The sequence below is a fragment of the Sphingobium tyrosinilyticum genome, from assembly GCF_042654265.1.
GTDB lineage: Bacteria > Pseudomonadota > Alphaproteobacteria > Sphingomonadales > Sphingomonadaceae > Sphingobium > Sphingobium tyrosinilyticum.
In genome coordinates, this window is the sequence record NZ_JBHSFZ010000044.1 from 16,232 (window position 1) to 42,087 (window position 25,856).

A 25,856-nucleotide genomic window follows, 5' to 3' on the forward strand; every position below is an offset into this window, starting at 1 on the left:
CGCAAATCCCACAAAAAAGGCCCCGCGTCTCACGAGGCCTTTTCAGGTGGTCCACAGTTTTTGAGAGAGAGGCTAAAAGCCGAGCGCCTCGCGCTGACTTTTCCAGTCGAGCGGGACGCTGGTGTATTTCAGGAGCCGCCGTGATGTGACCGATGGCGTCGGCCCAGGGGGTGCTTGCCCGATCGTTTAACCAATGCGGGGCAAGCGTATGGCGACAGACGATCGACGCGATATCGGCTCGTTTTGCAAGGAGCGCTACGCCACGGGAGCGAAACTATGTGCGGCTATTATTTACGCGCCTCGGCCCTGAGCGCAGCCCGCTGGATCTTTCCGGTCGGCGTCTTGGGAAGTTCCTCAAGTATGATGACGGATTTCGGCACCTTGTACGCCGCCAACTCGTCTCGACAATGTTGAATGAGCACTGATTCCTCCACCGCAGCGGCTTGCTTCAAGGAGATATAGGCACGGACAGTTTCGCCCCGGTAGTGGTCGGGAACGCCAATAACCGCGGCCTCTTTCACGGCAGGATGCGCAACAAGCACATCCTCCACCTCCCGCGGCCAAACCTTGAAGCCCGAAGCGTTGATCATGTCTTTCTGGCGATCGACAACATAAAACCAGCCGCGCTGGTCCATTACGCCGATATCTCCCGAGCGAAGCCATCCTTCTTTCATCGTTTCCGCAGATTCTGCCGGCTTATTCCAATAGCACTGCATCATCTGCGGGCCGCGCATCCAGATTTCACCCGGATTTCCTGGCGAGAGCGGCTTGCCATCGGGGCCGGCGATCATCGCCTCGGTAGACGAGATTGGCAGGCCTACCGCCAGCGCTCCGGTGTCCGGATCCACAGGTACGTCCACTCCGATCGGCGCTATGTGCGTCGGGGCCGTGGACTCGGTCATGCCGTAAACCGGCTGAAGCGTGACGCCCAGTCGATCCTGTACAGCGTCTCGCAACGCCGGGGCAATGGGGGCGCCGCCGGAGAAGACGTTTTTGAAACTGGCGAAATCCTCCCGATCCACATCCTTGGTGTTCATCAGGGCGTTGAAGGCGGTGATGGCGCCTATCGTGAATGTGGGGCTATAAATGCGGATAACATCCAGCACGGCTGCGGCGTCGAACCGGTAATGAAGCGCAAGCGAGCAACCGGTCGCAAAGGCCACCCCCATATGCAGCACGAAACCGGTGATGTGGAAGAGCGGAGCAAGCCCCAATATGCGGCTGCCCGGGTCGATGCCCATCCACAAGGCGCTGGTAAAAGAATTGAAGGCCAAGCCCCCATGGCTGATCACAGCGCCCTTCGGAACGCCAGTCGTGCCCGAGGTGTAGAGTATCAGCCCGATGTCCTCGCCTCTGGCCGCTTCCACAACGGGCCGCTCGCCTCGGCGTTCGACGCAGATGCCGAACATATCCGGCCGATCTGGCGAATCCTGTGCGATCGGGCGTCGAGGCAAAACCCGCTGGTCGTCCTGGCTCTGCCAATCATATGCCGAGGCGTGAGCAACAGGGACGGAACTAAGTCCGGCATCGTCGAGGGCACGACTGACGGTCGCCAGATGCTCTCCGTGACAGATCAACTCGCCGGGAGCATAGTCGGCGAACATACGGGTCAGTTCACTCGAAGTGTACATCGGGTTTCCTGGAACCGGAATTGCACCCAGCTTCCATGCGGCGAGAATAGCGATGATCAGATGTGGGACATTTTGAAGAATGATCCCTACCCGCGCGCCACGCTGCACTCCCACCTCCGCGAGCCACGTAGCAAAGGCACCGCTGAGTATATCGAGTTCCCCGTAGCTCAGCGAAGCGTCAAAATAACGGATCGCCTCCTGGTCGGATGATCCAGCCACTGCGCTTTGGAACATCGAGAGCATGTCGCCATGGCCCGGAGATAAAGTGGCCGGGAGATTGTCGGGATAGCATCCCAGCCACGGACGTTCTCTGGCGCAGCCGCCAGCGCGGCTTGGCTGCCCGTCATGTTCCGAAGACGTCATACCCCGACCTCAGCTTCCCCAAGTCATTCGGCAGGAGGCATGTTGACCTGCAGCATGTCTATCAGCTTGCGCTTCATCGGCAGCACCCAGTCGCGCTTGAGTTGCAGGTCGAGGAATCCGGCCTCCTCAAGCTCGTCGCACAGCTTCATCTGGTGGGCGAGGTCGAACAGATCATATTGCGAGGAGAACTTGCCATCGCCGCCATAGGTGATGAACGACACGCCTTTGGTCTCATAATAGCTGCCGTCGGGCCGCTTGCCGGGACCGCGATTAACCCAATAGCTGATGATGCGGTCACCGTTGATCGCCCAGTCCAAAATGGGGAAGCTCCAGCCGGCCCAGCCTGAGCCGACGTCCATGTCGCGGCCATAATGGGTACGGCGGATTGCCTCGCGCCCCTCCGCCACCACGGGTGTGGCCCCGGCGTAGGGGCAGATATAGACGCAATCCTCATGATACAGCTCATCGGCGATCCACGCCCAGCTATTGCGTTTCTCCGCCTCGACGAACGCATCCTTCAGCCGGATAATCGACGCTTCTACTTCCTTATAGGGGTAGTTCATGACGGTCTCCTCAATCCTTGTGCCAATAAGTACCGTAGTGCTTTTCCCACGAACCCTTTTCATACGCCCATGCTTCGGGCGGCAGCATTTCGGCTGCATATTTCGTGTCGGGATATTCACGCACGTGCAGGATGCGGCCGTCCTGCACGACGAGCACATAGCAGTAGCGGTTGTTGTACGTCCCTCCGCCCGGCTTGGGGGAAATGCTCTCCGTCTCGATCAACACGGTGTCGCCCTCCGCGATGACGCCGTGCAGGACGAAGCGCATTGGCATCATCCGCATGATCTCCCGACCCGAGAGTTTGAAGGTGGTCATCGGCACGGCGGTACGCGGGCCGACGTTCCACCAACTGCCCGTGTCGTCGAGTACCGCCATGGCATCGTTTACCCGGCCCTCGTTCAAAAGTTCGAAGAAAGAGCATGCGATCGCCTTGGCTTGCGCCGTTCCGCTATGGTCAGGCATTGTCGTAGGCGTCCGCGATATTGGGCACGAACAGTTCCCAACCATCCGGGCAGCCGATCGAGCTTTCGTCCCAGAACGCCCGCAGGCGTTTGAGTTTGCCCGCGTCGTCCAGTTCGGCATGCTCGATGATCGACAGGTCAAGACCCTTACCTTCGTCAGGCAGGCGCACTTCCATGGTGAAGCGCAATATACCCTGATTACCGCAGGCACGGATCTCCTCCAGACGCGGCGTTATCTGCCGCGACGGGTCAGATAGCGCGAAATCCCAGAATTTGCCGATGCCCGCATGGCCGCGGAACGGCGGCGTGCCTACTGGATCCTCCAGCACCGCGTCCTCGGCGAACAACGATAAGAGCAGCGGCTTGTCCTTAGTGGTCCAAGCGCGAATATAGTCCTGCAGAGTCTTGCGTACTTGATCGGGTGTAGCGGTCATGATCCTCTCCTTATTTTTTATTGGAAAATGCCGGGCCAATGGGCGCGGTGCCTCCTCGATTCCGACTAGTCAAACTCATCCGGCAGTCTGCGCGCCATCGACAGGCAGAGCGATGCCGCTCACGGTGCGGGCGTCCTCCGACCCAAGATAGGCAATGGCGCCTGCCACCTCCTCCGCTTCGATCAGATCGCCCATCTTCGACGCGTTGCGCATCAGCAGCGCGACATCGACGCCTTCTGGGAGGACGCCCGTGCTCATCGGCGTTTTGACGCCTGTGGGGCAGATGGCGTTAACCCGCACCCCCGCACTCGCAAATTCGATTGCGAGCGACTTGGTCAGGCCGATGACGCCATGCTTGGCTGCGCAATATGCCGTAGTATAGGCGATGCCTACGAGGCCCGCGGCCGAGCTGATGTTGACGATATTGCCCTTAGTCTGCACGAGATGCGGCATCGCGGCCTGGCAGACGTAGAAGATGCTCGACAGGTTGACGCGCATCATCCGTTCCCAGCGCTCTTCGCCGAACTGCGCGAGCGGTCCCCAGTCCATGATCCCGGCAATGTTGCACAGCATGTCGATGCGCCCGACAGCCTCCGCGGCGGCGGATATGAAGCCGCGGCAAGAAGCGGGATCGCCCGCGTCGAAGCCAATCACGACGGGCTTCGTCGGCGCGTCCAGCATGTCCGCGACGGCCCGCGCTCCATCCTCGTTGAGGTCGCCCAGCACCAACGTCGCGCCTTCTTGGGCCAGACGCTGGGCGGTTGCCTTGCCGATACCCGAGGCGGCGCCGGTGACGATCACGATCTTCTCACGATAGCGCATTTTCTTCTCTTTCCGTCAGTTTGCCCGGCTGGGCTTGATGGTCCCAAGGTCGCGGCCGTGGCAGGTCAGGTTCCCGACGAGGTCGTTGGCCATCCGTCGCTCGACGAAGCGCCATTCGCCATCCACCTTTTCCACCACGTCGCGATAGTCACCGCCAATGACCGGTTGCAGCGCGAGCGCATCGGTCTGCTGAAACACCATGACATAGGAGCTGACGACGGCCCGGCCGGGTCCCTCCGGGCGGATGATGACGTTGGCCAGGAAATGGCGGGTGCGCGGCGTGCCATCGGCATAGGTGATCACCCAGTCGCGGAACGCCGCCGCGACGGCGAGCGGATCCTTCTCCGCCATCAGCGCGCCGCCGCTGTAGACGGTCGCATCGCGAAACAGCTCGCCCACTCCGTCAAAATCCCCGGAATCCAGCAAATAGGGGTAAGAGAAGAGCAGGTTCTGGATTGCGATATAGTCCTCGCCAGTCATGATCATTTCTCCGGTTCTGGGCGCGCCGCCATCAGGCGAGATAGCGGGCGCGATAGGCGGCAAAGCGCGCTTCGACCTCTTCAGCTGTGAGGCCGTAGCGCTCAAGCGAATAGTCGTGCGCAGGACGCTGTTCCCGGCCATTGCCTGCGAGGAACTCGGTCAGCGCGGCTTCCGCCTCCGGCGTGTCGCTAATCCCGAAGCGGGCAAGCGCCCGCTTGGCCTGCACAAGCGGCTCACGGGCGACTTGGCGATAATCGATGTCGATAAACCGGTCCTCGCCTATCCGGTTTCTAGCGACCTCGAAGGCACGCAGCCATTCGTCGAGCCGCTCGATCCAGAAGCGGCCGACCAGTTCGTCCGGCACTTCCGCCGACATGCCGTAGAGCGATGCCATCATGCTGATATAGGATGGCACCACCTGCATGGGATCACGATGGGTCATGATCAGCTGCGCGTCTGGAAAGGCGCTGGCGGCGACCTCGGCGAAGGGCAGGTTGGACGGGCTTTTCAGGATCCATTTGCGGCCGGCGCGGGACGGGTCCTGCCATTGCAGATATTGCAGTACGACGATGAGGTCGCGATGGCCGCATGACTGGTCATAGCCGCTCAGCCAGTCCGCGAAGGTGGGAACGAAGGCCATGCCCTCGAGCATGGTGCTGACGAACATCTGCCCCAGGATGATGATCTCTTCGTCGGGGCCGTCGATGTCGAGCGGATGAATGGACATGAGACCGGGCGCAACGCTCAGCCAGCCGTCCAACATCACCTGCGCGGCCGCGCGCCGTTCGACGGGGCTGCCGCGTTCCTCGCCGGGGAAAGGGGCATAATTTTGTCCCTCCCACCAACGGATTGCCGTCATCCCCGGGGTGCTGGCGAGCAGCCGGTGGAAGATGGTGCTGCCGGTACGAGGCAGGCCCAGGATGATGCCGGCGACCTCCACCTTCTCGTCCAATATCCCTGGATGACGTTTGAGGTCGTCGATCAGGCGCAGCCGGCTGACGAGGCCCTTCACCATCACTTCCCGCTGCGCGGCCGCGCCGGCGTCGGTCAGCCGCGCTTCGCTACGCAGAGACTCTAGGTAGCGGTCCATCGGCTCGATGAACCACATGTCCCCGAAATCCCCGAGGCCGGAGCGCCCGCGGGCGGTGGCAAGCAGCGCATCCTTCGCCAGAGTCGGCGTGTCATCCACAAAAATCTCCATTATGCTCTCCCGGCACGCGGGCAGACGGCGCGATCCGTCACGCCAGTTCAAAATCGCTGAGCTTGGGCGCGGCCATCGCCTCGGCGAAACGGTCGTAGCTCCATGGCCAGGTCAGGGGCACGCCGTGCGCATCGAGATACCAGCTCGTGCAGCCCGAGCCGAAGATCGTGTGCCGTGCGGCGGTGATGCGCCGTTCCTCATAATCGGCCAGCGCATCGTGGCTTGCCGCGACGGCGCTGCACTGCCCCTGCCGCAGCAGATCGAGCAGCTGGTCGATATAAGCCCATTGCCGTTCGGCGATGTCGATCAAGGAGAAATTGCCAACCGGCGCGGTCGGGCCGTTCAGCAAGAACAGGTTCGGAAAATCGGGAATGGTAATCGCGTAATAGGCTGTCGGGCGGACCGCCCACGCCTGATTCAGGTCGGCCCCGTCGCGACCGGTCATGATCATCGGCCGCACAAACCTGTCAGCATGAAATCCCGTGGCAAGTACGAGCAGGTCCAGCGCATGCAGAGTGCCGTCTCGCATGCGCACGCCCTCCGGCTCCACCCGCTCGATCGGGCCGGTTTCGATGAAGACATTGGGTCGCTGTACGGCGGCGTAATAGTTTGGGGAGTAGATCAGCCGTTTGCACGCCGCGCGATAGCTGGGCCGCAGCTTCTCACGCAGCTCGGGATCGGTCACGCTTTCCTCAAGATTGCGCAGCACGATCGCCTCGATCTCCGCCATTTCGGGTGAGTCCGCGTCGATGATTGCCGCGTTGAACCGACGGATGCCGCCCCAATAATCCTGGCCGAAGCGGATCGCGTCGATATTGGAGACATCGGATCGGAAAGCATGCCGATCCGTCTCGGAATAGATGAAGTTTTGGACCGGCATGATCCATTGCGGGGAACGCTGGAAGTGGACGAGGCGGGACGCGCGTTCCGACAGGGCGGATACGATCTGGACGCCTGTGGATCCGTTGCCGATCACGCCGATGCGGCGGCCGTCAAGCGGAACCGTGTCGTCCCAGCGCGTGCTGTGAAAACAGTCGCCGGCGAAGCTGTCGAGGCCGGGAATGTCGGGCGTCCGCGGATGGTGCAGCACGCCGGTGGCGGCGATCACCACGTCCGCGACGTCGGTGGACCCATCGGACAGCGTGATGTGCCAAAGGCCCTCAAAATAGCGACAGGCCGCGACCTCGGCGCCGAATCGGATATGCTCCCGGATGCCGTAATCGTCCGCGATGCGTTCGAAGTAATGCTGGATTTCCGGGCCCGGCGCGTAAAATTGCGACCATTCCGGATTGGGCGCAAAGCTGTAGGTATAGGCATGCGCCGGCACGTCGCAGGTTAGGCCAGGATAGCGATTTTCCCGCCATGTGCCGCCAACCTTGTCACCCTTTTCGTAGATGACGAACTGGTCGCCCTTTTCCTTCAGGCGAATGCCGGCGAGCAGGCCGGCCATTCCCGCGCCGATGATGACGCACCGCAGCCGGTCGCGGGGTTCAAGTTCAGTGCCTGCCATTCTCTCCAGAGCCTTCCCGCGCCTTCCCGGCGCTGACGTGATCCGCCATGGCTGGTCCGAAATCGTCGCGCTTTCCACCTCCAAATCGATTAGGGGGAAAGATCTTCTATCGGTTCCTCCTCATCTGTTTCGACGAGGCGCGGGCGAATCAGGTCCGCCATGTTGCGATCGGCGATCGGCGAGCGACCGACGCAGATGGAGAGGATTGCATGAGCCTTGCGGGGAAGTCCGCGCTTGTGACCGGAGGCGGATCAGGTATCGGCGCCTCTGCCGCATTGCGACTGGCGGTCGAAGGATGCCGTCTTGCCATCGTCGATATCCGCAAGGGCGACGCGGAGCGCATTGCAGCTCTCATCACCGCGCGGGGTGGCAGGGCTGTGGCGATCGCGGGCGACGTGTCGCTGGAGGCGGACAATGAGCGCTTCTTCGACGAGGCGGAAAGCGCATTGGGCGGCCTCGACCTCGCTTTTCTCAACGCGGGTGCGATCCAGAACTACGGGCCATTCGACCGCATGAGCATCGCCGAATTTGATCGCATGATCGCGATCAACCTGCGCGGCCCCTATCTTGGCCTGAGGCAGGCCCATAGGAGGCTGCGGCTGGGCGGGGCAGCGGTGGTTACCGCTTCCGCGGCCGCGCTCACCGGCTTCTCGGACGCGGCAGGCTACACCGCCGCAAAGCACGGCGTCGTTGGCCTCGTTCGCGCTGCTGCGCGCGAGTTTGCAAGCCGGGGGCTCAGGGTCAACGCGATCTGCCCCGGACCGGTGGCGACGCCCATGATCGGAGCGGAGCAGCAGGATAGCGTCCAGGACCCGAGCCAGCTGGGCACCCCCGCCTATCGCGGTGAATTGAGCCCGCAAATGGTGGCGGAAACGGCGCTGTTCTTGCTCAGCCCAGCCGCCGCGGCCATCAACGGCCAGGCGCAACTCGTCGACGCGGCGTTGCTGTCGGCATTTCCTCCCGCTCCCGAAGATCAGTGAACCGGAGAACCCAGATCATGTCGGATACCACCGTGGACCAGAAAACCAGCTACGACCCTGCCAACGTCGTTACGTCCGAAACGGTCGTCATCGAAGCGTCGCCTACCCTCGTATGGGAAATTCTCACCGACCTCGACCGCTATGGCGAATGGAATCCCTTCTGCGTGAAGGCCAGTTCCACGCTGGAGATGGGCGCGCCGGTCTTCATGAGTCTGGTCAACTACCCCAATCCCGGTGCGCTGCTGCAGGGATGCGAATATGTCTGCGCCTTCGAGCCTGAGCGGCGCCTCGCATGGGAAGCGCGCTGGCATGAGGACTGGCCCTATGCCGCACGCCGCGACCAGTTTGTCGAGCCGGTGGCGGGCGGCCACTGCCGCTACTGGTCCACGGACGCGTTTTTGGGCGAGAATGGCGTCCACGTCATGCGGTTCTGCGGCCCCTGGGTCAAGCGCGCCTTCGACGACACCGCCTATGCGCTTAAAGCGCACGCGGAAGCGCTCCATGCTCAAAGGATGGGGCGCTGATGGCGGGACGGATTTTAAGCGAGCCCAGGGCCATGTCCATCCGCCAGAGACCTCCCACCCCGAAAGTCGAGCGCGGCTTCCTGGGATGGCGCATGGTTGCGATCGCGGCGGTGACGCAGAATGTCGCGGTCGGCCTGACCTTCGGGTCATTCGGCACGCTCGTCCTCGCCATCGAACAGCGGTTCGCCACCACCCGGACCCTGTCCGCACTGGGCATCTCGCTTGTCATCCTCCTCTATTCGCTGAGCGCGCCGCTCATTAGTCCGCTCCTGGCGCGGACGTCGATCCGCCGGGTGTTGACCATCGGCGCGTTGCTGGGCGCGGCCGGCTACTGCCTGCTGCCGCTGGCGGGCAGCATCGGCCAGTTCCTCGCCATCTTCGCGCTGCTGATCTCGCCCGGCTTCCTGTTGCTCGGCGTGTTGCCGTCGAACATCCTTGCCAGCAACTGGTTCATCCGACACCAGGGGCGGGCCCTGGGTTTCGTCACCATGCCGGTGTTCGTCATGCTGGTGCCGATGATCAGCGCCTGGGCGCTGCACCATTTCGGGCTGGATAGGGTGCTGATCGGGATTGGCATCGCCCATCTGCTCGTTCTCCCGCTCATGCCCTTTGTCATCGACCGGCCGGAACAGATCGGCCAGCATCCCCTCGGCCATGAAGATGCCATCGCGCGGATCGAGACACGGCAGATGCTGCCTTGGAAGGCACTGCTCACCAATCCTTCCCTGTGGCTCCTCACCGTCGCGGTGGGCATCGTGGTTGGCGGCGGCGTGCTCAAGGCCGCGCATATGGTGCCGCTCGTCATGGGCCAGGGCTGGAGCCTGGAGGAGGCTTCCTTCCTATTCGCCGTTTCCGGCGGCACCGGCGTTCTGGGAGCGATCGCATTTGGCTGGCTCGCCGACCGCCTGGGGCCAGGTCACGCGCTGGCGGCGAACAGCGTCGTGCAGGGGCTGGTCTGGTTCATCTTTCTTCAGCCCGCGCCCTATTGGCTGTTGGTGGTGGATGCGGTCGTGGTCGGCGCATGCGGCGGCGGCATCGCCGCGGCGCAGGGCGTGCTGCTGACCCGCCTGTTCGGCCCACGCAACTTCGCGCAGGTGATGGGGCTGGTCACGATGTTTACGGTGCCCTTCACTTTCGGCGCCGCCCCGCTCGCCAGCGCCTTGTTCGACGCGACCGGCAGTTATTGGACGCCGATCGCGCTGCAGATCGGCGGCTTTGCCTTCGCCGCCGCCATCTTCCTACTCCTGGAGCGGCAAGTCCCCATCCTATCGTCAACGACGGAGAGACGAACGTGATTCTCAAAGACAAGGTTGTTATCGTTTCCGGCATTGGCCCTGGCCTGGGCCAGGAACTCTCGTCTCTTGCGGCGGCGGAAGGCGCGCATGTCGTGCTCGCGGCGCGCACGCCCGAAAAGCTCGATGCGGCGGAAGCCATGATCCGCCAGGCCGGACAGGATGTGGGCGTCCTCAAGGTGCCGACCGACATTTCCAAACGGGATGATGTGGAGCGGCTGGTCGGCGCGACCATGGACCGCTTCGGCCGCATCGATGGGCTCATCAACAGCGCCTACATTCCCGGCGCGTTCACCGATGTGGTCGATGCCGATCTCGACGAATGGCGGCGGACGTTCGACGTCAACCTGTTCGGCACGGTGGGCCTGTGCCAGTCGGTCATCCGCCAGATGCGTGAGAGTGGCGGCGGTTCCATCGTCAACGTCAACACGCAGGTGACGCGCAAGCCGTGGGTTCAGCAGGCGGCCTATGCGACGTCCAAGGCAGCGCTCGCCATGGCGACGGTGCAGATGGCGACCGAGGTCGGCCGCTGGAACATCCGGGTCAACTCCACCTTCATGGGGTGGATGTGGGGCCATTCGGTCGAGCAGGCGCTTGACTATATGGCTAAGGAAAGCGGGCAGAGCGTCGCCGAGCTGAAGGCTGCCCAGGAAAAGACCATCGCGCTTGGCCGCATGCCGACCGATCGGGAATGCGCGCGCCCAATCATCATGCTGCTTTCGGACTATTGTTCCGTGGTGACGGGCGCAAGCCTCGACATCAATGGCGGCGAATTCATGCCCGGTTGAGGAGAAGCGAGATGGAAGGAACCACCATGCGCGTTGCCGACTTCGTCGATCCGGGACAGGTCGCCGCCCGCGGCGACGCGACCCGACCTTCACCCGAACCGGGAGAGGTGATCGTCGCGGTCGCCGCCTGCGGCATTTGCGGGTCGGACCTGCACATGTTCCGCAACGGCGCCTATCGTGACCAGCTCGTCCGCGCGACGCCGGAGGGCTATCATGTCCCCGGCCATGAGTTCGCCGGCACGATCGCGGCGGTCGGAGCCGGCGTGGAGGGATGGGCTGTGGGCGACCGCGTCGTCGGGGTCACCGGCTTTGGCGGCGGCATGGCCGATTATGTCGCCGTGCCTGTTAACCCTTTCCAGCTCGTGCCCGTGCCCGACGGTGTCGACATGATCGAGGCTGCGACGACCGAGCAGCTCGCCGACGGCCTGCAGATGGTGCGCAAAGCGACGATCCAGCCGGGCGAAAATGTCGCCGTGTTTGGGGTCGGCATCATCGGGCTCAGCGTCATCCAGGCCATTCGCGCGCGCGGCATCGAAACCGGACATGTGATCGCGATCGATGTCCATCAGGCGAGGCTGGACGCCGCGCGCGCGCATGGCGCGACCGCGGCAGTCAACGCACGCGACGGTGACGTATTCGATCAGGTGGCGGCGATCACCGGCACCGAAGAAGGCTATCAGGGTATATCGGCGCGGATCGGCGCCGTCTTCGATTGCGCCGGCTATATCAAGCATATGCCGGGCCTGCCGCCGCTGGAAACGGCGCTGCGCCTCATCGACCTTAATGGCGGGCGGATTGTCTGCTTCGGCGGTTATGAGGACCGCATGACGATCGACTTCGGCCCCGTGATCCAGAAGCAGCCGACGATCATGGGATCGAACGGCTATGCGGCGGAAGAACTGGTCGAAGCGCTGGCGATGATGGCCGAAGGGAAGGTCGATCGGTCGGCGCTCGTCTCCCACCGCTTTCCCATCACGCAGGCGCCGGAGGCTTTTGCCGCCCAATGCGCGCCCGAAGCGATCAAGGTAATGCTGACGATGGACAGGAACTGAGCGGAATGGACGCATTTGACGAGGAAATGGACCTTCTGGTCGTGGGATCGGGCGCGGCGGCGCTCACCGCCGCCATTGTTGCTGCCGACAATCATGCGAAGGTCGCTGTCATCGAGAAGAGCGATCAGTTCGGTGGAACCTCGGCCACATCGGGCGGCGTGATCTGGATACCGGCCAGCCATTTGGCCAAGGCGGCGGGCGCCGACGACAGCCCTGACGAAGCGGCCCGCTATATCGACGCGCTGGCGGGCGTCGACGCGGAGCCGGATCGTATTCGCGCCTTCGTCGATAATGCGCCGCGCATGCTCGCCTATATGGAGGAGCGGACGGAGGTGCGCTACGCCTCCATCCCCTATACCGACTATCATGCCGAACTCCCCGGTGGAAAGATGGGCTGGCGCAGCCACGATCCACAGCCCATCGATGGGCGGCGGCTTGGCGATGACCTCGCACGGCTGCGTCCCACGCATCCGGCGGGCATGCTATTCGGCCGGATCAGCTGGACGGCTGCCGAAGCTGCGCCCATGATCACGCGTATGCCCGGATGGCAGAAGATGCTGATCCGGGCGCTATGGCGGCACTATTCCGACATCGGCCAACGGTTGCGATCGAGGCGCAGCCGTTTCCTCACCTCCGGCAATGCCCTGCTCGCGCGGCTCAAGCTCTCGCTGGACGCGCGCCATGTGCAGATACGCTACTGTCATGCGCTTGACTCGCTGATCAAAGAGGATGAACGGGTGGTGGGCGCAGTAGTGCGTACCCCTGCAGGCGTCAGGCGAATTGGCGCTCGTCAGGGCGTCATCCTGGCGGCCGGAGGGTTCGAGCGTGATGCTGCCATGCGCGGCCGGCACCTCACCGGGTCGCCGGATCCCGCTTGGTCAGGCAGTCAGGGCGGTAATACCGGCGACGCGATCCGTGCTGCGCAGCAGATGGGCGCCGCGACGCGACGGATGGATTCGGCCTGGTGGGCGCCCACGATCAAGGTGCCCAAGGAGGATCGTGCCCGACCGCTCTTCTTCGAACGGTCATTGCCCGGCTCAATCATCGTCGATGCCCGGGGCCTGCGTTTCCTCAATGAGGCGGCCTCCTATCACAAGGCGGGCGAAGCGATGCGCAACGCGAGCGGTGGGCAGGCTTGGGTTATCCTCGATGCGCGGTTCAAATGGCGATATCCGATGGGTCCGCTGATGCCGATGATCCCGGCCTGGATGCATCCTGCGGCCGTGCGGCGCATTCTGCGCAAGGCCCGCAGCATCCGGGAGCTGGCGCCACAAATCGGCGTCGACCCGGACGTGCTGGAGGACAGCGTCACCCGTTTCAACGCGCATGCGAGCCGGGGCGAGGATCCCGATTTCGGTCGGGGGCAGCAACCCTATGACCGCTATTATGGCGATCCCAAGGTGACGCCCAATCCGAACCTGCTGCCGCTGGAGAAAGCGCCCTTTTACGCCCTGCCGGTCAATGCGGGCGACATTGGCACCAATGGCGGTCTCGCAACTGATGCCTGGGCGCGGGTGCTGGATGATGCGGGCCGCCCGATTGAGGGGCTCTATGCCATCGGCAACAGCGCGGCGTCGGTGACGGGGCGCTCCTATCCCGGCGCCGGATCGACGATCGGGCCAGCCATGACCTTCGGCTATATCGCTGCGCGGCATGCGACCGGCGCCAACTGAGGACGCCGGTCGCCGCCCCCTTCATTCGATGACCGCCGGATGGAACGGGTGCGGCTCGCCCAGCATTGCCGCGAAGGAAGGCGGCCGCCTGCCGTCCAAATCGACGATGCCATACCGCTCGGCAAGGTCGGCCGTGTAGAAGGCGCGCCCCGACAGCGCCATCCGCTCGGCGTCGCGCGCAACGGCGTCGATGACCCGGCCCTGCAACTCGGGCGTTTCCGCCGCGTCATAGATGGCGCCATAGATTTCCGGCCGCTCCGCGCGCCCTTTCTCCAGCCGCTCGGTGCGCATGGGACCGGGCCAGAGCGACAGGGTGGCAACGCCGAAGGGGCGGAAATCATGCGCCATATCGAACATCATCTTGTCCAGTCCCGCCTTTTGGGCGCCATAGCCCGGACCGTGCATGTAGCAATGCGCGCCGGGCGAGGAGATCGCGACCACCAGCGCGCCCTCCGCCTTAAGCAGCAGCGGCGCCGCCGCACGCGTCGCCACATAAGCGGAGCGGAGCCCGACATCGAATATGTCGGCAAGGTCCGCCGATTTGTCCCAGAAGGGGCCGGGCCTCACCAGATCATCGGACAAGGCCGTCGCGCTGTGGACCAATAGGTCGATATGGCCGGCTTCCTCAGCGATCCGCGCCATCAGCGCCTCCACCGCGGCATCGTCGCGATGATCTACCGCAACGCCGATGCCGCGCCCGCCCGCCTCGTCCACCGCCCGCGCCGTGGCTCCGATCGTGCCGGGCAGGGGCAGTCCTTCCTCCTTCACCGACCTGCCGGTGAGGTAAACGGTCGCGCCCGCCGCACCCAGTGCAACCGCGATCCCCTTGCCCGCACCACGGCTGGCGCCGGTCACCACTGCCACTTTCCTGCCACTCATGTTTTGGCTCCTCTCTTTCCCTCACCATAAAATGGCCAGCGGCCGCGCGGCGTCCTCCAAATCGAGTAATCGGGCTCTTCCCGCCTTCGTTATCCTGACGGCCAAGGAGAGAAAGCATGACAAGCAATGTAAACCGGGATCTTTTCGTAACGATGCTGACCGCGCTGGGGCGCAAGGAGTTCGACACGGTCGAACGCTGCCTCGCCGACGACATCGTCTTTGAATGGCCCTTCCCCGTGATGGACGGCTTCCCGACCGAACATCGCGGCGCCGGCTGGTTCCTGCAGGCGATGGAGACCAGTTGGCGCGATTTTGACGATTATGCCTACAAGATTGAGGTGATCCACGATCTGGCGGAAGACACCCGGCTGATCGCCGAATATAGCTCGCACAGCCGCTACCGTCCGACCGGCGAACCCTATTCCAACCGCTACATCAGCATTCTCGATTTCGCCGATGGCAGGATCACGCGCTGGCGCGAATATGTAAATCCCAGGGTGGTGGCGCAGGTGCTGGGTGAACGCGCGTCCTGGAGCGAGGATAATGGCGCGCACACTGCGCCAGCCTAATTGATTTCGACGTATCGGGGGCCAGCCCGGCACGTCACCTTGTGGCAACAGATGAAGGAGAGCGATGATGGCGCGCACAGCAGATTATGGGCTGGGCGAATTTACCTACCCCCGCGGCTGGTTCATGGTCGCGGAGGCGGCCGAGGTGACGACGAGGCCCAGCACGGTCCATTATTTTGGACAGGATTTCGTCCTTTACCGGGGTGAAAGCGGCACGGCCCACATGGTCGATGCCTATTGCCCGCATATGGGTGCGCACCTGGCGAAAAACGTGACCTCCTACATCGTCAAAGATGGCGAGCAGGTGCAGGGCGAATCGATCCGCTGCCCCTTTCACGGCTGGCGCTTCGGCCCGGACGGCGCATGCGACCACATCCCCTATTCCGATTTCGTGCCCAAGGCGGCGCGGCTGCAAACCTATCCGATCGTCGAGCGCGCAGGCATCATCTGGTACTGGCATGATCCCGAAGGTCTGGAACCTGATATTGACCTGCCACCCTTCGCGGAATGGGACGATCCGAGCTGGGTGCGCTGGAAAGTCGATCATCTGGGGGTGATCGACTGTCATCCGCAGGAGATCATCGATAATATGGCCGATGCGCCGCACATGGTGCCGGTGCACGGATCGACCGACTGCGCCTACTTCACCAACGCCTTCGAAGGCACCATCCTGTGGCAGAAGTTCGGCGCTGGGCATCGCACGCTCGTCGGCAGTGAGGCCATGCTGGAAACCGACACTTGGTACACCGGCCCGGCCATCCTTCAGTCCCGCCTCACCGGCGCCTACCCCTCGCTCATGCTGATCTGTCACACGCCGGTCGAGGATGGGAGAGTGATGGTATGGCACGCGCTCATGTCGCAGGCGGCGAACACGCCGCCGAGTGCGCAGGACATCGCCACTGCCGAGGCCTATGCGGAAACCGGGCGCCTCGCACTGGCGCAGGATTTCGAAATCTGGGGCAACAAACGCGCCTGCTTCAATCCCCTCCAGATCCCGGCGGACGGCCCGGTGCACAAAGTGCGCATCTGGTACAGGCAATTCTACAATCCCCGAGCTCGTGCGGGCGAGTTTCAGCGGCGGGTCGAAGGAAGCGTGACGACCTTCGACACACGTCCTGAACATGCAGCCGCCTGAGTGGTATCTGAAACAAGAGAGAAAATGAAAATGATGGAGAAGGCACTCTTCCCGGCGGGCGCCGCCCTGGTGTTTGGCGGCAGCGGCGGCATCGGCCGCAGCGTGGTGCAATGTTTCGCGGAGGCGGGATCGGACGTCGCGATCGGCTTTCATTCCAAGGTCGAAGCTGCGGAAACGCTCGCCCGCGAAGTCGAGGGGCTGGGACGCAAGGCGTCCGTCCACGGCGCCGACGTGCGCGACCCGGCGCAGGTGGAGGCGGCGTTCGAGGCGGCGGTCGCCGCCCATGGCCGTGTCCATACCGTGGTATGGGGCGCCGGCCCGCTCGTCGATCAGGTCATGCTGAGTGAAACGACGCACGAACAATGGCGTCGTGCGATCGATACCGAAGTGCACGGCTTCTTCAACACGGTGCAGGCGGCGCTGCCGCACTTCCGTGCGCAGGGCGGCGGCTCCTTCGTGACGCTCGGCTCGGCCGGCCACATGCGCTGGCCCGACAAGGACGGTCTGTCCGTCGCGCCCAAGGCCAGCAATGAATCGCTCGTGCGCGGCATCGCTAAGGAGGAAGGCCGCCACAATATCCGTGCGAACAGCGTCCTGGTCGGCGTGATCGAAGCGGGCATGTTCCTCGAACTCACCCGTCAGGGCGTGTTCGGCCCTGAATGGGTGGCCGAGGTCCAGAAAGGGCTGGCGCTTAAGCGTTGGGGCCAGCCGGAGGAGATCGGTCACGCTGCCGTATTCCTGGCGTCGAGCCGCGCGGCCTATGTCACAGGCCAGCAGATCAACGTCTCGGGCGGCTACGGCATTTAAGTCCCCCGGACGCCCCGGCCGCGCGCAGAACGGCCGGGGCGAAGTGCAACGGAGGGCGCGGCACTTCGGCCACGCCGCCATCACCTGCGATCGACGCCCGCCATTCGAGCTGGCGCAAGAGAGAGGATAGTCATGTCGTACCGCCATCTGCTGGCACCCGGGCGCATTGGCGCGATGCCGCTGCGCAACCGCATCTTCATGACGCCGATGGGATCGAACCTGGCCGACGATGATGGCATTTCGGGCGACCGGCTGCGCGCCTATTATGAGGCGCGGGCCAAGGGCGGGGCGGCACTCATCATCATGGGTTCGGTATCGATCGGATATCCCGAGGGATCAGGCAACTGGCGCAACGAGGCGATTTCGGACGAACGGCACGTGCCCGGCGTCCGGGCGTTGGCCGATGCGGTCCATGCCCATGGCGCAAAGCTCGCGATGCAGCTCCAGCATGCCGGCCTCGTTGCCATGAACGACATGCGCGCGGGACGGCCGATCTGGACCCCCTCCATTCCCGCCGTGGGAAAGAGCGACGGCGACATGATGGATGGCTTCCTAGAAGATGAGCTGGCGATCTTCACTGCGCCCTTCGCGGCGATGGGTGAGCCTAATTACAAGGTAATGACGGCGCAGGATGTCGAACATCTTGTGCAGATGTTCGCCAGCGCCGCCGAACGGGCCAAACGCGCCGGTGTCGATGCCGTGGAGATCCATGCCGGCCACGGCTATCTCATATCGTCCTTCCTTAATCCGCTGATCAACCAGCGTACCGACGAATATGGCGGTTCGATCGAAAACCGGTCGCGCCTCTTGTGCGAGATCATCCGCGGCATCCGGGCCGCCGTGGGCCCCGACATGCCGATCTGGCCGCGCCTCGACAGCCAGCATTTCCTGATCGACGGCGGCATCACCGTGGAGGACGCGGCCACCACCGCGCGGCTTGCGCAGGAGGCAGGCGCGGACGCCATCCATGTGTCCGCCGACGGGCATCCCGGACGGGGCCTTACCTATTCGACCGGACATGCCACCGACATCCGCAACGGCTTCGTCGAGGCGGCGGCACGGATCAAGGCACGGGTGGACGTGCCTGTCATCTGTCCCGGCCGGATCGAACCGGCGGATGCCGACCTCTTCATTGCGGACGGCAAGCTCGACTTCGTGACCATGGGGCGCAAGTTGCTCGCGGACCCGGAGCTGCCCAACAAGCTCGCCGCGGGCAAGCGCGAAGCGGTGCGTCCCTGCGTCTATTGCTATACCTGCATCAGCCAGATCTTCTTCAGCCGTCCGGTCAAATGCGCCGTCAATCCCGAGACGGGGTTCGAACGGGAGCGCGCCCTCCATCGCGCCGATCGTGCGCGCCATATCGCCGTGATCGGCGGTGGTCCTGCCGGCATGGAGGCGGCGCGGCGGCTGGCGGAGCGCGGCCATCGTGTTACCCTGATCGAGGCGACAGGCGGGCTTGGCGGCACAGCGCGCTTCGCCTCCATCGCCTATGCGCCCAATCAGGGCATAGTGGACTGGCTGAAGCGCGAGGTGCGCGGCCATGCGAACATCAGCCTGCGGCTCAACACCCGCGCCACGCCCGACCTGCTGCGCCAGATCGCTCCCGACGAAGTGGTGGTGGCGACTGGCGCGCGGCGCGAACTGCCGCCCATCCCCGGCGCGGATCGGGACAATGTGTTCAGCGGCGATGAAATGCGTAGCCTGATGCTGGCGCAGGACCTTGATAAGCTGGACGGCAAGATCGACGGCAAGACGCGGCTGATGATGCGTGCGGGCAAGGTCACGGGACTGACCGCTCACCCCGGGTTCATCCGGACGGCCAGCCAATATTGGATGCCGTTCGGAAAGCAGGTCGTCATCATCGGCGGCGAGCTGGTTGGGCTCGAACTTGCCGAATTCCTCGCCAATCGTGGCCGCCGCGTCGTGGTGGTGGACGAGGCCCAGCGCATGGGCGCGGGGCTCCAGGTGGTGCGCCGCTGGCGTGTGCTCGACGAACTCAAGCATCTGGACGTCAAGCTGCTGCCCGGCGTCGCCGACATTGCCATCGGCGAAAGCACCGTCAGCTATCTCAACAATTTTGGCCAGCGTCGTACGATCGCGGCCGACCAGGTTATCATCGCGAAGGGCGCGCAGGGGGACCACCGCCTTGCCGACATGTTGCGCGATGCAGGCTTCCCGGTCCGCAGCATAGGCGACGCCAATGGTGTCGGCTATATCGAAGGCGCGATGCAGGATGCGGCCGATGCCGCAATCGCGATTGGATGAAGGGAGAGGCAATGTTCGACTTTACAGGAAGCCATGTGCTCGTCACCGGCGGTAGCAGCGGCATCGGTGCGGGCATCGCTACCGCTTTCCTCCAAGCGGGAGCACGGGTCATCATCACCGGCACGCGCGACACCGTTGAGCCGGAATTGATACCGCCCGGTGCCGACTATCTACCCCTGCGCCTTCACGATCGCGACAGCATCCACGCTCTGGCGCGCGAACTCGATAAGCTCGACATTCTGGTGAACAATGCGGGCGGAACGGCCGTGCCGGAGGACTTCGACGCCGCGATCGATGCCAATCTGAAGGGCGTCCATGCACTGACGACCGCCTGCCTCCCTCTGCTCGCGCAGAGCGACCATGACGGCGGTGGGGCGGTGGTGACGATCGCCTCGATGATGGCGATCTTCGGCAATTCCATCTTTCCAGGCTACAGTGCCGCCAAGGCCGGGCTCCTGCTGCTCACCAAGTCGCTGGCGCAGCAATGGGGCGCCAAGGGCGTGCGGATCAACGCGGTCGCGCCGGGCCCGGTCCGCACCCGCATGACGGAGCGCTATGCCGACGATCCGGCCTATGGTCCGGCCACTGCGCAGCGGATGGCGCTCGGCCGCTGGGGCACGCCCGAGGATATCGCCGGCCCGACGCTCTTCCTCGCCAGCTCGGCCGCCCGTTTCATCACAGGGGAATGTCTTGTGGCAAGCGGCGGCTACATGATCGCCGAAGCCTGATCGACGCCTCCGACCTCTTCGATTGGCAAGCCGCATGCAAGCCTCTACCATGCTTCCCAAGGTCCAGAAGGACCCGAGCGGGAGAGGCGCTGGAATGACCGATGAGGCAGGCAGGCTTGCGGAATTTTCCCGCCTACTACTATCCCTGAACACATCGCTGCTGAGCGACGATCCCTGGCGCGACTTCCTGCTGATCCTGCGGGACCAGACCCATGCGCGCTATGGCACGTTGATCCTGACGCCGCCTGATCCTTCACTGACGACGATGATCACGCCGACCGCGACAAGCGAATCGATCCAGCGCTATCTCGACCGTTATCTCGAAATAGACCCTTTTGTCGGGCTGCCTGAAGGCAAGGTTGTGACCCTCTATGAATATGTGGGGGAAGCGGCGCTTAAGAATACGACCTATTACAAGGAATGGGTGGAGACGATGGACGGCTCCCATGTGTTGGGCGTCGATCTGCGCATGAGCGGCGGCTACGAAGCGCGCCTGCGCCTTACCCGCGCACCGGGAGGCGAACCGTTCGACCGGGAGGAAACTCGCCGTGTTGAGGAGATCGTGCCACATCTGCGCCAAGCGATCGAACTCTATCAGCGGCTGGAGACCTCGCGCTCCGAACAAGCCGTGATGATCGGCGCGATCGAGCAGTTCGCGGTGGGCACAGTGATCCTCGACCATCATCTCAAGGTGCTTAAGATGAACGAGGTTGCCGCATCGATCCTGGCCGATGGAGACGGGATCAAACTGGTCGGAGGCCGCGTCGCCCTGTCCAATCCGGCCCGCGACGCGGAATTTCGCAGGCGGTTGAAGGAAGCGGTTTCCGCAAGCGGCACGAGCGGACGCTCCGTCTTCCTGGCGGAGCGTCCCTCCGGTCACCGCGACATCGGCATTGTCGTGCAGCCGGTGCAGATACCCGGCTTCATGCACACCGGCAGCGCGCCCGCGATCGCCCTGTTCCTGGGCGATCCAGAACGCCAATGCGTCGTCACGAGCGATGCCGTGCGCAAGCTGTTCAATTTCACGCCCACTGAAGCCGCGATCTCCGCTTCCCTCGCGAATGGCGTTTCGGTGATCGATACCGCGCATCGGCTGGGCATCGCGGAGAACACGGTGCGCGCGCATCTGCGCTCCATCTTCGCAAAGACGGGCGTGGCACGGCAGTCCCAGCTGGTCCATCTCATCCATACCAGCCTGCCGGAGCTGACGCTGCAGCGTGGCGGCTGATTTCCCCTTGTTTTGACCTAATTGATTTGGAGGTGTCGCAGCCTCATCAGGTGCGCCAATCTCCGCTTCGACGATCTGCACAAGCAGACGCGAGCGAGGAGAGGACGGGCGAGCAAGCCAGGTTCTCGTGGCCTATCCGACGACCGGCGCCATCGATTGCCGCCGGCGACGGAGGCCGCGCGTGCCGCCCCGGCGAGCCGCACCATCTCCCTTCAACGCGCTGAACGATCGCGCCATTCGTCCGGCGCGCTAACTGGTGGGGAGGAATATCGTGTCTCGTATTTCCTATTATGCGCTACTTTCCTGTGTCGGGTCCGCGGCTCTCATGACGGGCACCGTTTATGCCCAGGAAGCGCCTGCCGCCGATCAGTCGGCGGAGCGCGGCGACAGCGGCCTGACGGACATCGTCGTCACGGCGCGCAAGCGTGCGGAAAGCCTTCAGGATGTTCCCACCGCCGTGACCGCGATGGACGCCGCGCTGATCGCCGACCTGCAGATCGAAAGCTTCCAGGATGTCGGTAAGACCGCGCCCAATGTCGTCATTCAAAAACAGGCAGGTTCACCGACCGCGCCACAGTTCAACATCCGCGGCGTGTCTTCCGGGTCCATCAATTTCCAGATCGATTCCGGGGTCGCGCTCTACGTCGATGGCGTTTATCTCGGCCGGCCGGGCAACTCCGCCTTCGATCTGTCGGATATCGAGCGCATCGAAGTGCTGCGAGGCCCGCAGGGCACCTTGTTCGGCCGCAACTCGACTGGCGGCGCGATCAGCTTCGTGACGGCCGCGCCTACGGGCAAGTTCGGCGTGATCGCCGATGCGACGATCGGCAATTATCAGCGCCGTCGAGCCCGTATTACGGTCAACACGCCTGAATGGAACGGCTTAGCCGCGCGCATTACCTACGCGCATGATGAAAATACCGGATATGTCAAAAATTCCGGGCCGCGCCGCACCTACCTCTTTCCCGAACCCTTCGGTCCGAAGACCAGCGCCGACAATTTCGGCGCAAACAACAATGAGTCTGTCTTCGTCGCCGTGCGATACAGCGGCATCGACAACCTGACGGTAGATTATCGCTTCGACTATGCCGACTTAGTGACGACGCTGGATGCGATGCAGTTGCTGAACGGCGGGGCGGCCTTCGGCGGGATCACCAACTTCCCGAACCAGTCGGCGCTGGGCGGCACGGCGGTCGAGAGCCTCAAGCGTCTATCCAGCGTGCCCATCGATGGCCTTGCACCAGCTACGCAGAAGACCTGGGGACACAGCCTGACGGCGGTCTATGACCTCAATGACATGCTGACAGTCAAATATATCGGCGCGCTGCGCGGCTTCACCGTCAACAGCTCCTCTGACCTGGACGGCAACGCGCTCGTCGATCCCTATGGCGGCACCGGCGGTGATTTCCAGGCGCTTGCGGCCGTGCGCTATGCCAAGCAGCGGCAATGGTCGCATGAGTTGCAGCTGCTCGGCCACACCAGCGCGGTCGATTTCGTCGGCGGCCTGTTCTACTATCGGGAAAAGGCGTTCCTCAACAGCCCGGTAATCTTTGGCCTGGTCAGCCAACCGGGGCAGCCGATCCCTATCGTTAACCCCGACAGCTATCTTGCCGGCGGTGATCTGCTGCGCGTCCTCAATAAATCCTACGCCGCCTATGCCCATGTCGACGTTCGCGTCGCCGACGGCCTGGAGATCAGCGGCGGCACGCGCTATTCCTATGATGACCGCACCGAAAATGACCTCCTCGCCGCGCCGCGCACGCCAACGGTGCCGCGCGGCAGCTTCAGCGCCAAGCAGGGACGCTTCGATTATGACGCGTCCGTCCGCTACCAGTTCGCACCCAACAACAGCGTCTATGCAAAATTCACCACCGGCTTCGTGTCGGGGGGCATCTTCCACGGTGCCGAGTTCGAGCCGGAGACGATCAAATCCTATGAACTGGGGCTCAAGTCGGAATTCCTGAACCGTCGCGTCCGCGTCAACCTGGCGCTGTTCCAGGCGGATCGGAAGGCGCTCCAGGTCACCGGGTTCGACCCGAACCAGGGCGGCAACATCCTGCTCAACACCGGCACCGAACGGGCGCGCGGTATCGAGCTGGAAACGACGGTCATACCCGTGGATGGCCTGACGCTGACGGCCAACTATGGCTTCACCGACGTGAACCCGAAGGCGGAGACCTCCAATCCGGCCGCGACCCCGGTGCGAACCTACCAGCCGCGGCACACCGGCTATCTCGCCGCGCAATATGAAGCGGCGGCCTTCCCGGACGGCACGACTTTGAGCTTCCGGATCGACGGCCAATATGAAGGCAAGCATTACCGGCTCCAATGCCCGATCGGCGCGCTCCAGTCTCCCACAGAAGGCTGCCTTGGCAGCGGCGATGCCGTGCTGGACCGCGCGCTCGTCATACCGTCAAGCTGGGAAATCGGCGCCCGGATGACGTTCGCCGAAATCCCGCTCGGCAGCCTTAAAGGCCGCATCTCGCTGTGGGGCAAGAATCTCAACAACTCCGACAAGCCCGAATTCCTGTTCCCCGTCTTCGATACCTGGGCCGTGGGCACCTTCCAGCAACCACGCACCTATGGGGTGGATTTCGGCCTCCAGTTCTGACGCATGGATCATCCGGCGGCCTTGGGTTCACCTTCTCATGGCTGCCGGACATGAGCGCCCTGCCCGGCAACGTGACTGCCGCCCTTACCCCATGAAAGGAGAAGCATGAGAAAGGTCCCTCTACGCGCCGGCATGTTCCTGGCGCCTTTCCATCCTCTGGATGAAAGCCCCACTCTGGCGCTTGAACGCGACCTTGCATTAGCCGAGTTCGCCGACGAGATCGGCTTTGCCGAATTCTGGTACGGCGAACATCATAGCGGCGCCTATGAATTGAGCGCGTCTCCTGAACTGATGATCGCAGCGGCCGCCCAACGCACGAAGCGGATCAAGCTGGGCACAGGCGTCATCTCTCTGCCCTATCACAACCCGCTGATGACGGCGAACCGCATCGCCCAGCTGGACCACCTGACCTTCGGCCGGCTGATCTTCGGTGCGGGGCCCGGTCTGCTGGTAAGCGATGCGCATATGCTGGGGCTCGATGCGCGGGAGTCGCGCGACAAGTTGGACCAGGGCCTGTCGCTCATCACACGCCTTCTGTCCGGCGAGTGGATCAGCGAGACATATGAGGGCTGGTACGACCTTCGCGACGCTCATGCGCAACTGCTGCCTTACAATCCTGATCTTGAAATATGCGTCGCCAGCACCTTCTCTCCCAATGGCGGCAATTTGGCGGCGAAATACCACGCCGGCATGCTGTGCCTCGCCTCGACCATGCATGGCGGCTACGATGCGCTGACCAACAACTGGAAGATCGCGCGCGATACGGCCGCGAAGCTCGGCACGACCCTGTCGCCAGCCTCCATCCGTTGCGCAACCGACATCCACATTGCCGAAACGCGAGACAAGGCCATGGACCAAGTGCGGCAGGGGTACGAAAAATGGCGTCTCTACATCAAGAACCAATCCGAGCAGCTCGAGGAATCACCGGCGCACAAGTCGCTGGAGGATCTGCTAGAAGCCAATGAGATCGTGGTGGGCACACCCGACGACGCGATTGCGCAAATTCGCAGGCTTGAAGAAAAAGTTCCGGATTTCGGCTGCATCCTCATGCTCGACAAGAATTGGTCGTCGCAGGACGACAAGAAGCAGTCGATGGAAATGATGATGCGTTATGTGCTGCCTGCGATCAACGGAGACAATCGTAATCGCCAGAAATCCTTCGACTGGGCGCGAGAAAATCGCGACGGCTTCATCGACGTTATTCAGAGCGCGACGAAGCGTGCCTTTGACAAGCATGCAGCGCAGACCGGCCAGCCCGTCGGGGAATTTGAAAACTTCGCTGCGGACCCCGGGCTATCACTGGGTGAATGATGCAAGGGAGCAACGAAGATCCAGTCGCGCTTGGGACTGATGGCAAAAGTGGAAATACGGAAAGTCTCTGGTCTACCGACACAGCACAGGGTCTGGTTCCCCACTAAGAAGAGGAGCCAAGCAGTCAGATTTCTGTGACCTGCCAACGGGCGCCCTCAACATCCACCCCGAAATCTGACCGTGCTTTTCTATTTTCGTATACCCCCGCATGATCTGGAGAGCGCGGAGATTGCCGGCGGCTTGGTATATGATAAACGCCTTGGTTCGCCGCAGGGAATGGTTGCCATAATCCTCGCTTAGAAAGGCAATTTCTGTGACCCCTTCGTGAACAAGGCGGGCATATTGCCTTGTGCTGATGTGGGTCGCGTGTTCGGTGCGGCTGGGAAAAGGTGTAATCCTTCAAGGATTCACCTTGGAGCTCAAGCCATTTGATGAGGCTGAGCGAGCATGCTAGCGTCCGCGGTGATGGTGTAATTTCCCGGTGTAGATGACGGCGTTGCCGGGGGTGGGGCCGAGGCCCCACCCCCGGCGGCCCATCTGGTGGCCAC

At 63.2% G+C, this 25,856-nt stretch carries 23 protein-coding genes; 14 read left to right on the top strand and 9 right to left on the bottom strand.

Features of this window, described 5'->3' with window-relative positions; translation table 11 throughout:
- Nucleotides 1–287: 287 nt before the first annotated feature.
- The 8 genes from ACFO3E_RS15375 to ACFO3E_RS15410 form a co-directional block, all read right to left on the bottom strand.
- The gene (locus ACFO3E_RS15375) at nt 288–1,865 is read right to left on the bottom strand and encodes a class I adenylate-forming enzyme family protein (protein ID WP_380805871.1); all 1,578 of its coding nucleotides are present in this window, start codon (nt 1,863–1,865) and stop codon (nt 288–290) included.
- 152 nt (nt 1,866–2,017) lie between these two features.
- Nucleotides 2,018–2,557 carry a nuclear transport factor 2 family protein gene (locus ACFO3E_RS15380; protein ID WP_380805873.1) on the bottom strand — a complete coding sequence of 180 codons (540 nt, stop codon included), beginning with the start codon at nt 2,555–2,557 and terminating at the stop codon, nt 2,018–2,020.
- A 10-nt stretch (nt 2,558–2,567) separates the two neighbouring features.
- A complete protein-coding gene (locus ACFO3E_RS15385; RefSeq protein WP_380805876.1) occupies nt 2,568–3,020 on the bottom strand; it encodes a nuclear transport factor 2 family protein in 453 nt (150 codons plus the stop codon).
- Entirely contained in the window at nt 3,013–3,453 is a 441-nt protein-coding gene (locus ACFO3E_RS15390; RefSeq protein ID WP_380805878.1) for a nuclear transport factor 2 family protein, read from the bottom strand. The genes ACFO3E_RS15385 and ACFO3E_RS15390 overlap by 8 nt, the downstream gene beginning before the upstream one ends.
- 75 nt (nt 3,454–3,528) lie before the next feature.
- Nucleotides 3,529–4,275, bottom strand: a complete 747-nt coding sequence (locus ACFO3E_RS15395) for an SDR family NAD(P)-dependent oxidoreductase (RefSeq protein WP_380805880.1) — start codon at nt 4,273–4,275, stop codon at nt 3,529–3,531.
- Nucleotides 4,276–4,290: 15 nt separating this feature from the next.
- Complete coding sequence (locus tag ACFO3E_RS15400) at nt 4,291–4,755, bottom strand: nuclear transport factor 2 family protein (protein ID WP_380805883.1); 465 nt, start codon at nt 4,753–4,755, stop codon at nt 4,291–4,293.
- 31 nt (nt 4,756–4,786) lie between these two features.
- Nucleotides 4,787–5,956 (bottom strand): sulfotransferase family protein, encoded by a 1,170-nt coding sequence (locus ACFO3E_RS15405; RefSeq protein ID WP_380805885.1) that lies wholly within the window; start codon nt 5,954–5,956, stop codon nt 4,787–4,789.
- A gap of 37 nt (nt 5,957–5,993) precedes the next feature.
- The gene (locus tag ACFO3E_RS15410; protein WP_380805888.1) at nt 5,994–7,466 is read right to left on the bottom strand and encodes a flavin-containing monooxygenase; all 1,473 of its coding nucleotides are present in this window, start codon (nt 7,464–7,466) and stop codon (nt 5,994–5,996) included.
- Nucleotides 7,467–7,675: 209 nt separating this feature from the next.
- Between ACFO3E_RS15410 and ACFO3E_RS15415 the strand changes: the two genes are divergently transcribed.
- Genes ACFO3E_RS15415 through ACFO3E_RS15440 form a run of 6 tightly spaced genes read left to right on the top strand, consistent with a single transcriptional unit; the run spans nt 7,676 to nt 13,775 of the window.
- Nucleotides 7,676–8,446 carry an SDR family NAD(P)-dependent oxidoreductase gene (locus ACFO3E_RS15415; RefSeq protein WP_066531624.1) on the top strand — a complete coding sequence of 257 codons (771 nt, stop codon included), beginning with the start codon at nt 7,676–7,678 and terminating at the stop codon, nt 8,444–8,446.
- Nucleotides 8,447–8,463: 17 nt separating this feature from the next.
- Nucleotides 8,464–8,970 carry an SRPBCC domain-containing protein gene (locus ACFO3E_RS15420; protein WP_066530138.1) on the top strand — a complete coding sequence of 169 codons (507 nt, stop codon included), beginning with the start codon at nt 8,464–8,466 and terminating at the stop codon, nt 8,968–8,970.
- A complete protein-coding gene (locus ACFO3E_RS15425) occupies nt 8,970–10,265 on the top strand; it encodes an MFS transporter (RefSeq protein WP_380805891.1) in 1,296 nt (431 codons plus the stop codon). Before ACFO3E_RS15420 ends, ACFO3E_RS15425 begins: the two co-directional genes overlap by 1 nt.
- The gene (locus ACFO3E_RS15430) at nt 10,262–11,050 is read left to right on the top strand and encodes an SDR family oxidoreductase (RefSeq protein ID WP_066530133.1); all 789 of its coding nucleotides are present in this window, start codon (nt 10,262–10,264) and stop codon (nt 11,048–11,050) included. Before ACFO3E_RS15425 ends, ACFO3E_RS15430 begins: the two co-directional genes overlap by 4 nt.
- An 11-nt stretch (nt 11,051–11,061) precedes the next feature.
- Nucleotides 11,062–12,102, top strand: a complete 1,041-nt coding sequence (locus ACFO3E_RS15435) for a zinc-dependent alcohol dehydrogenase (RefSeq protein WP_380805894.1) — start codon at nt 11,062–11,064, stop codon at nt 12,100–12,102.
- A 5-nt stretch (nt 12,103–12,107) separates the two neighbouring features.
- Nucleotides 12,108–13,775 (top strand): FAD-dependent oxidoreductase, encoded by a 1,668-nt coding sequence (locus ACFO3E_RS15440; RefSeq protein ID WP_380805896.1) that lies wholly within the window; start codon nt 12,108–12,110, stop codon nt 13,773–13,775.
- A gap of 21 nt (nt 13,776–13,796) precedes the next feature.
- Here the strand turns inward: ACFO3E_RS15440 and ACFO3E_RS15445 are convergent, their stop codons facing one another.
- The gene (locus ACFO3E_RS15445) at nt 13,797–14,654 is read right to left on the bottom strand and encodes an SDR family NAD(P)-dependent oxidoreductase (protein WP_066530124.1); all 858 of its coding nucleotides are present in this window, start codon (nt 14,652–14,654) and stop codon (nt 13,797–13,799) included.
- Nucleotides 14,655–14,770: 116 nt separating this feature from the next.
- On the opposite strand from ACFO3E_RS15445, the gene ACFO3E_RS15450 reads away from it, so the two are divergent.
- From ACFO3E_RS15450 to ACFO3E_RS15485, 8 genes are all read left to right on the top strand, one after another.
- Nucleotides 14,771–15,223, top strand: a complete 453-nt coding sequence (locus tag ACFO3E_RS15450; protein WP_380805899.1) for a nuclear transport factor 2 family protein — start codon at nt 14,771–14,773, stop codon at nt 15,221–15,223.
- A gap of 67 nt (nt 15,224–15,290) precedes the next feature.
- On the top strand, nt 15,291–16,358 hold the full coding sequence (locus ACFO3E_RS15455) for a Rieske 2Fe-2S domain-containing protein (RefSeq protein ID WP_380805913.1): 1,068 nt from the start codon (nt 15,291–15,293) through the stop codon (nt 16,356–16,358).
- A gap of 33 nt (nt 16,359–16,391) precedes the next feature.
- Nucleotides 16,392–17,165, top strand: a complete 774-nt coding sequence (locus ACFO3E_RS15460; RefSeq protein ID WP_066531619.1) for an SDR family NAD(P)-dependent oxidoreductase — start codon at nt 16,392–16,394, stop codon at nt 17,163–17,165.
- A gap of 132 nt (nt 17,166–17,297) precedes the next feature.
- Entirely contained in the window at nt 17,298–19,430 is a 2,133-nt protein-coding gene (locus ACFO3E_RS15465; protein ID WP_380805901.1) for an oxidoreductase, read from the top strand.
- Nucleotides 19,427–20,158 carry an SDR family NAD(P)-dependent oxidoreductase gene (locus tag ACFO3E_RS15470; protein ID WP_380805904.1) on the top strand — a complete coding sequence of 244 codons (732 nt, stop codon included), beginning with the start codon at nt 19,427–19,429 and terminating at the stop codon, nt 20,156–20,158. The genes ACFO3E_RS15465 and ACFO3E_RS15470 overlap by 4 nt, the downstream gene beginning before the upstream one ends.
- A 94-nt stretch (nt 20,159–20,252) precedes the next feature.
- On the top strand, nt 20,253–21,386 hold the full coding sequence (locus ACFO3E_RS15475; RefSeq protein ID WP_380805906.1) for a helix-turn-helix transcriptional regulator: 1,134 nt from the start codon (nt 20,253–20,255) through the stop codon (nt 21,384–21,386).
- A gap of 325 nt (nt 21,387–21,711) precedes the next feature.
- A complete protein-coding gene (locus tag ACFO3E_RS15480; protein WP_380805908.1) occupies nt 21,712–23,997 on the top strand; it encodes a TonB-dependent receptor in 2,286 nt (761 codons plus the stop codon).
- Between the two features lie 105 nt (nt 23,998–24,102).
- Nucleotides 24,103–25,308: an LLM class flavin-dependent oxidoreductase gene (locus tag ACFO3E_RS15485; protein WP_380805911.1), complete on the top strand. Its 1,206-nt coding sequence runs from the start codon at nt 24,103–24,105 to the stop codon at nt 25,306–25,308.
- The last annotated feature ends 548 nt before the right edge of the window (nt 25,309–25,856 follow it).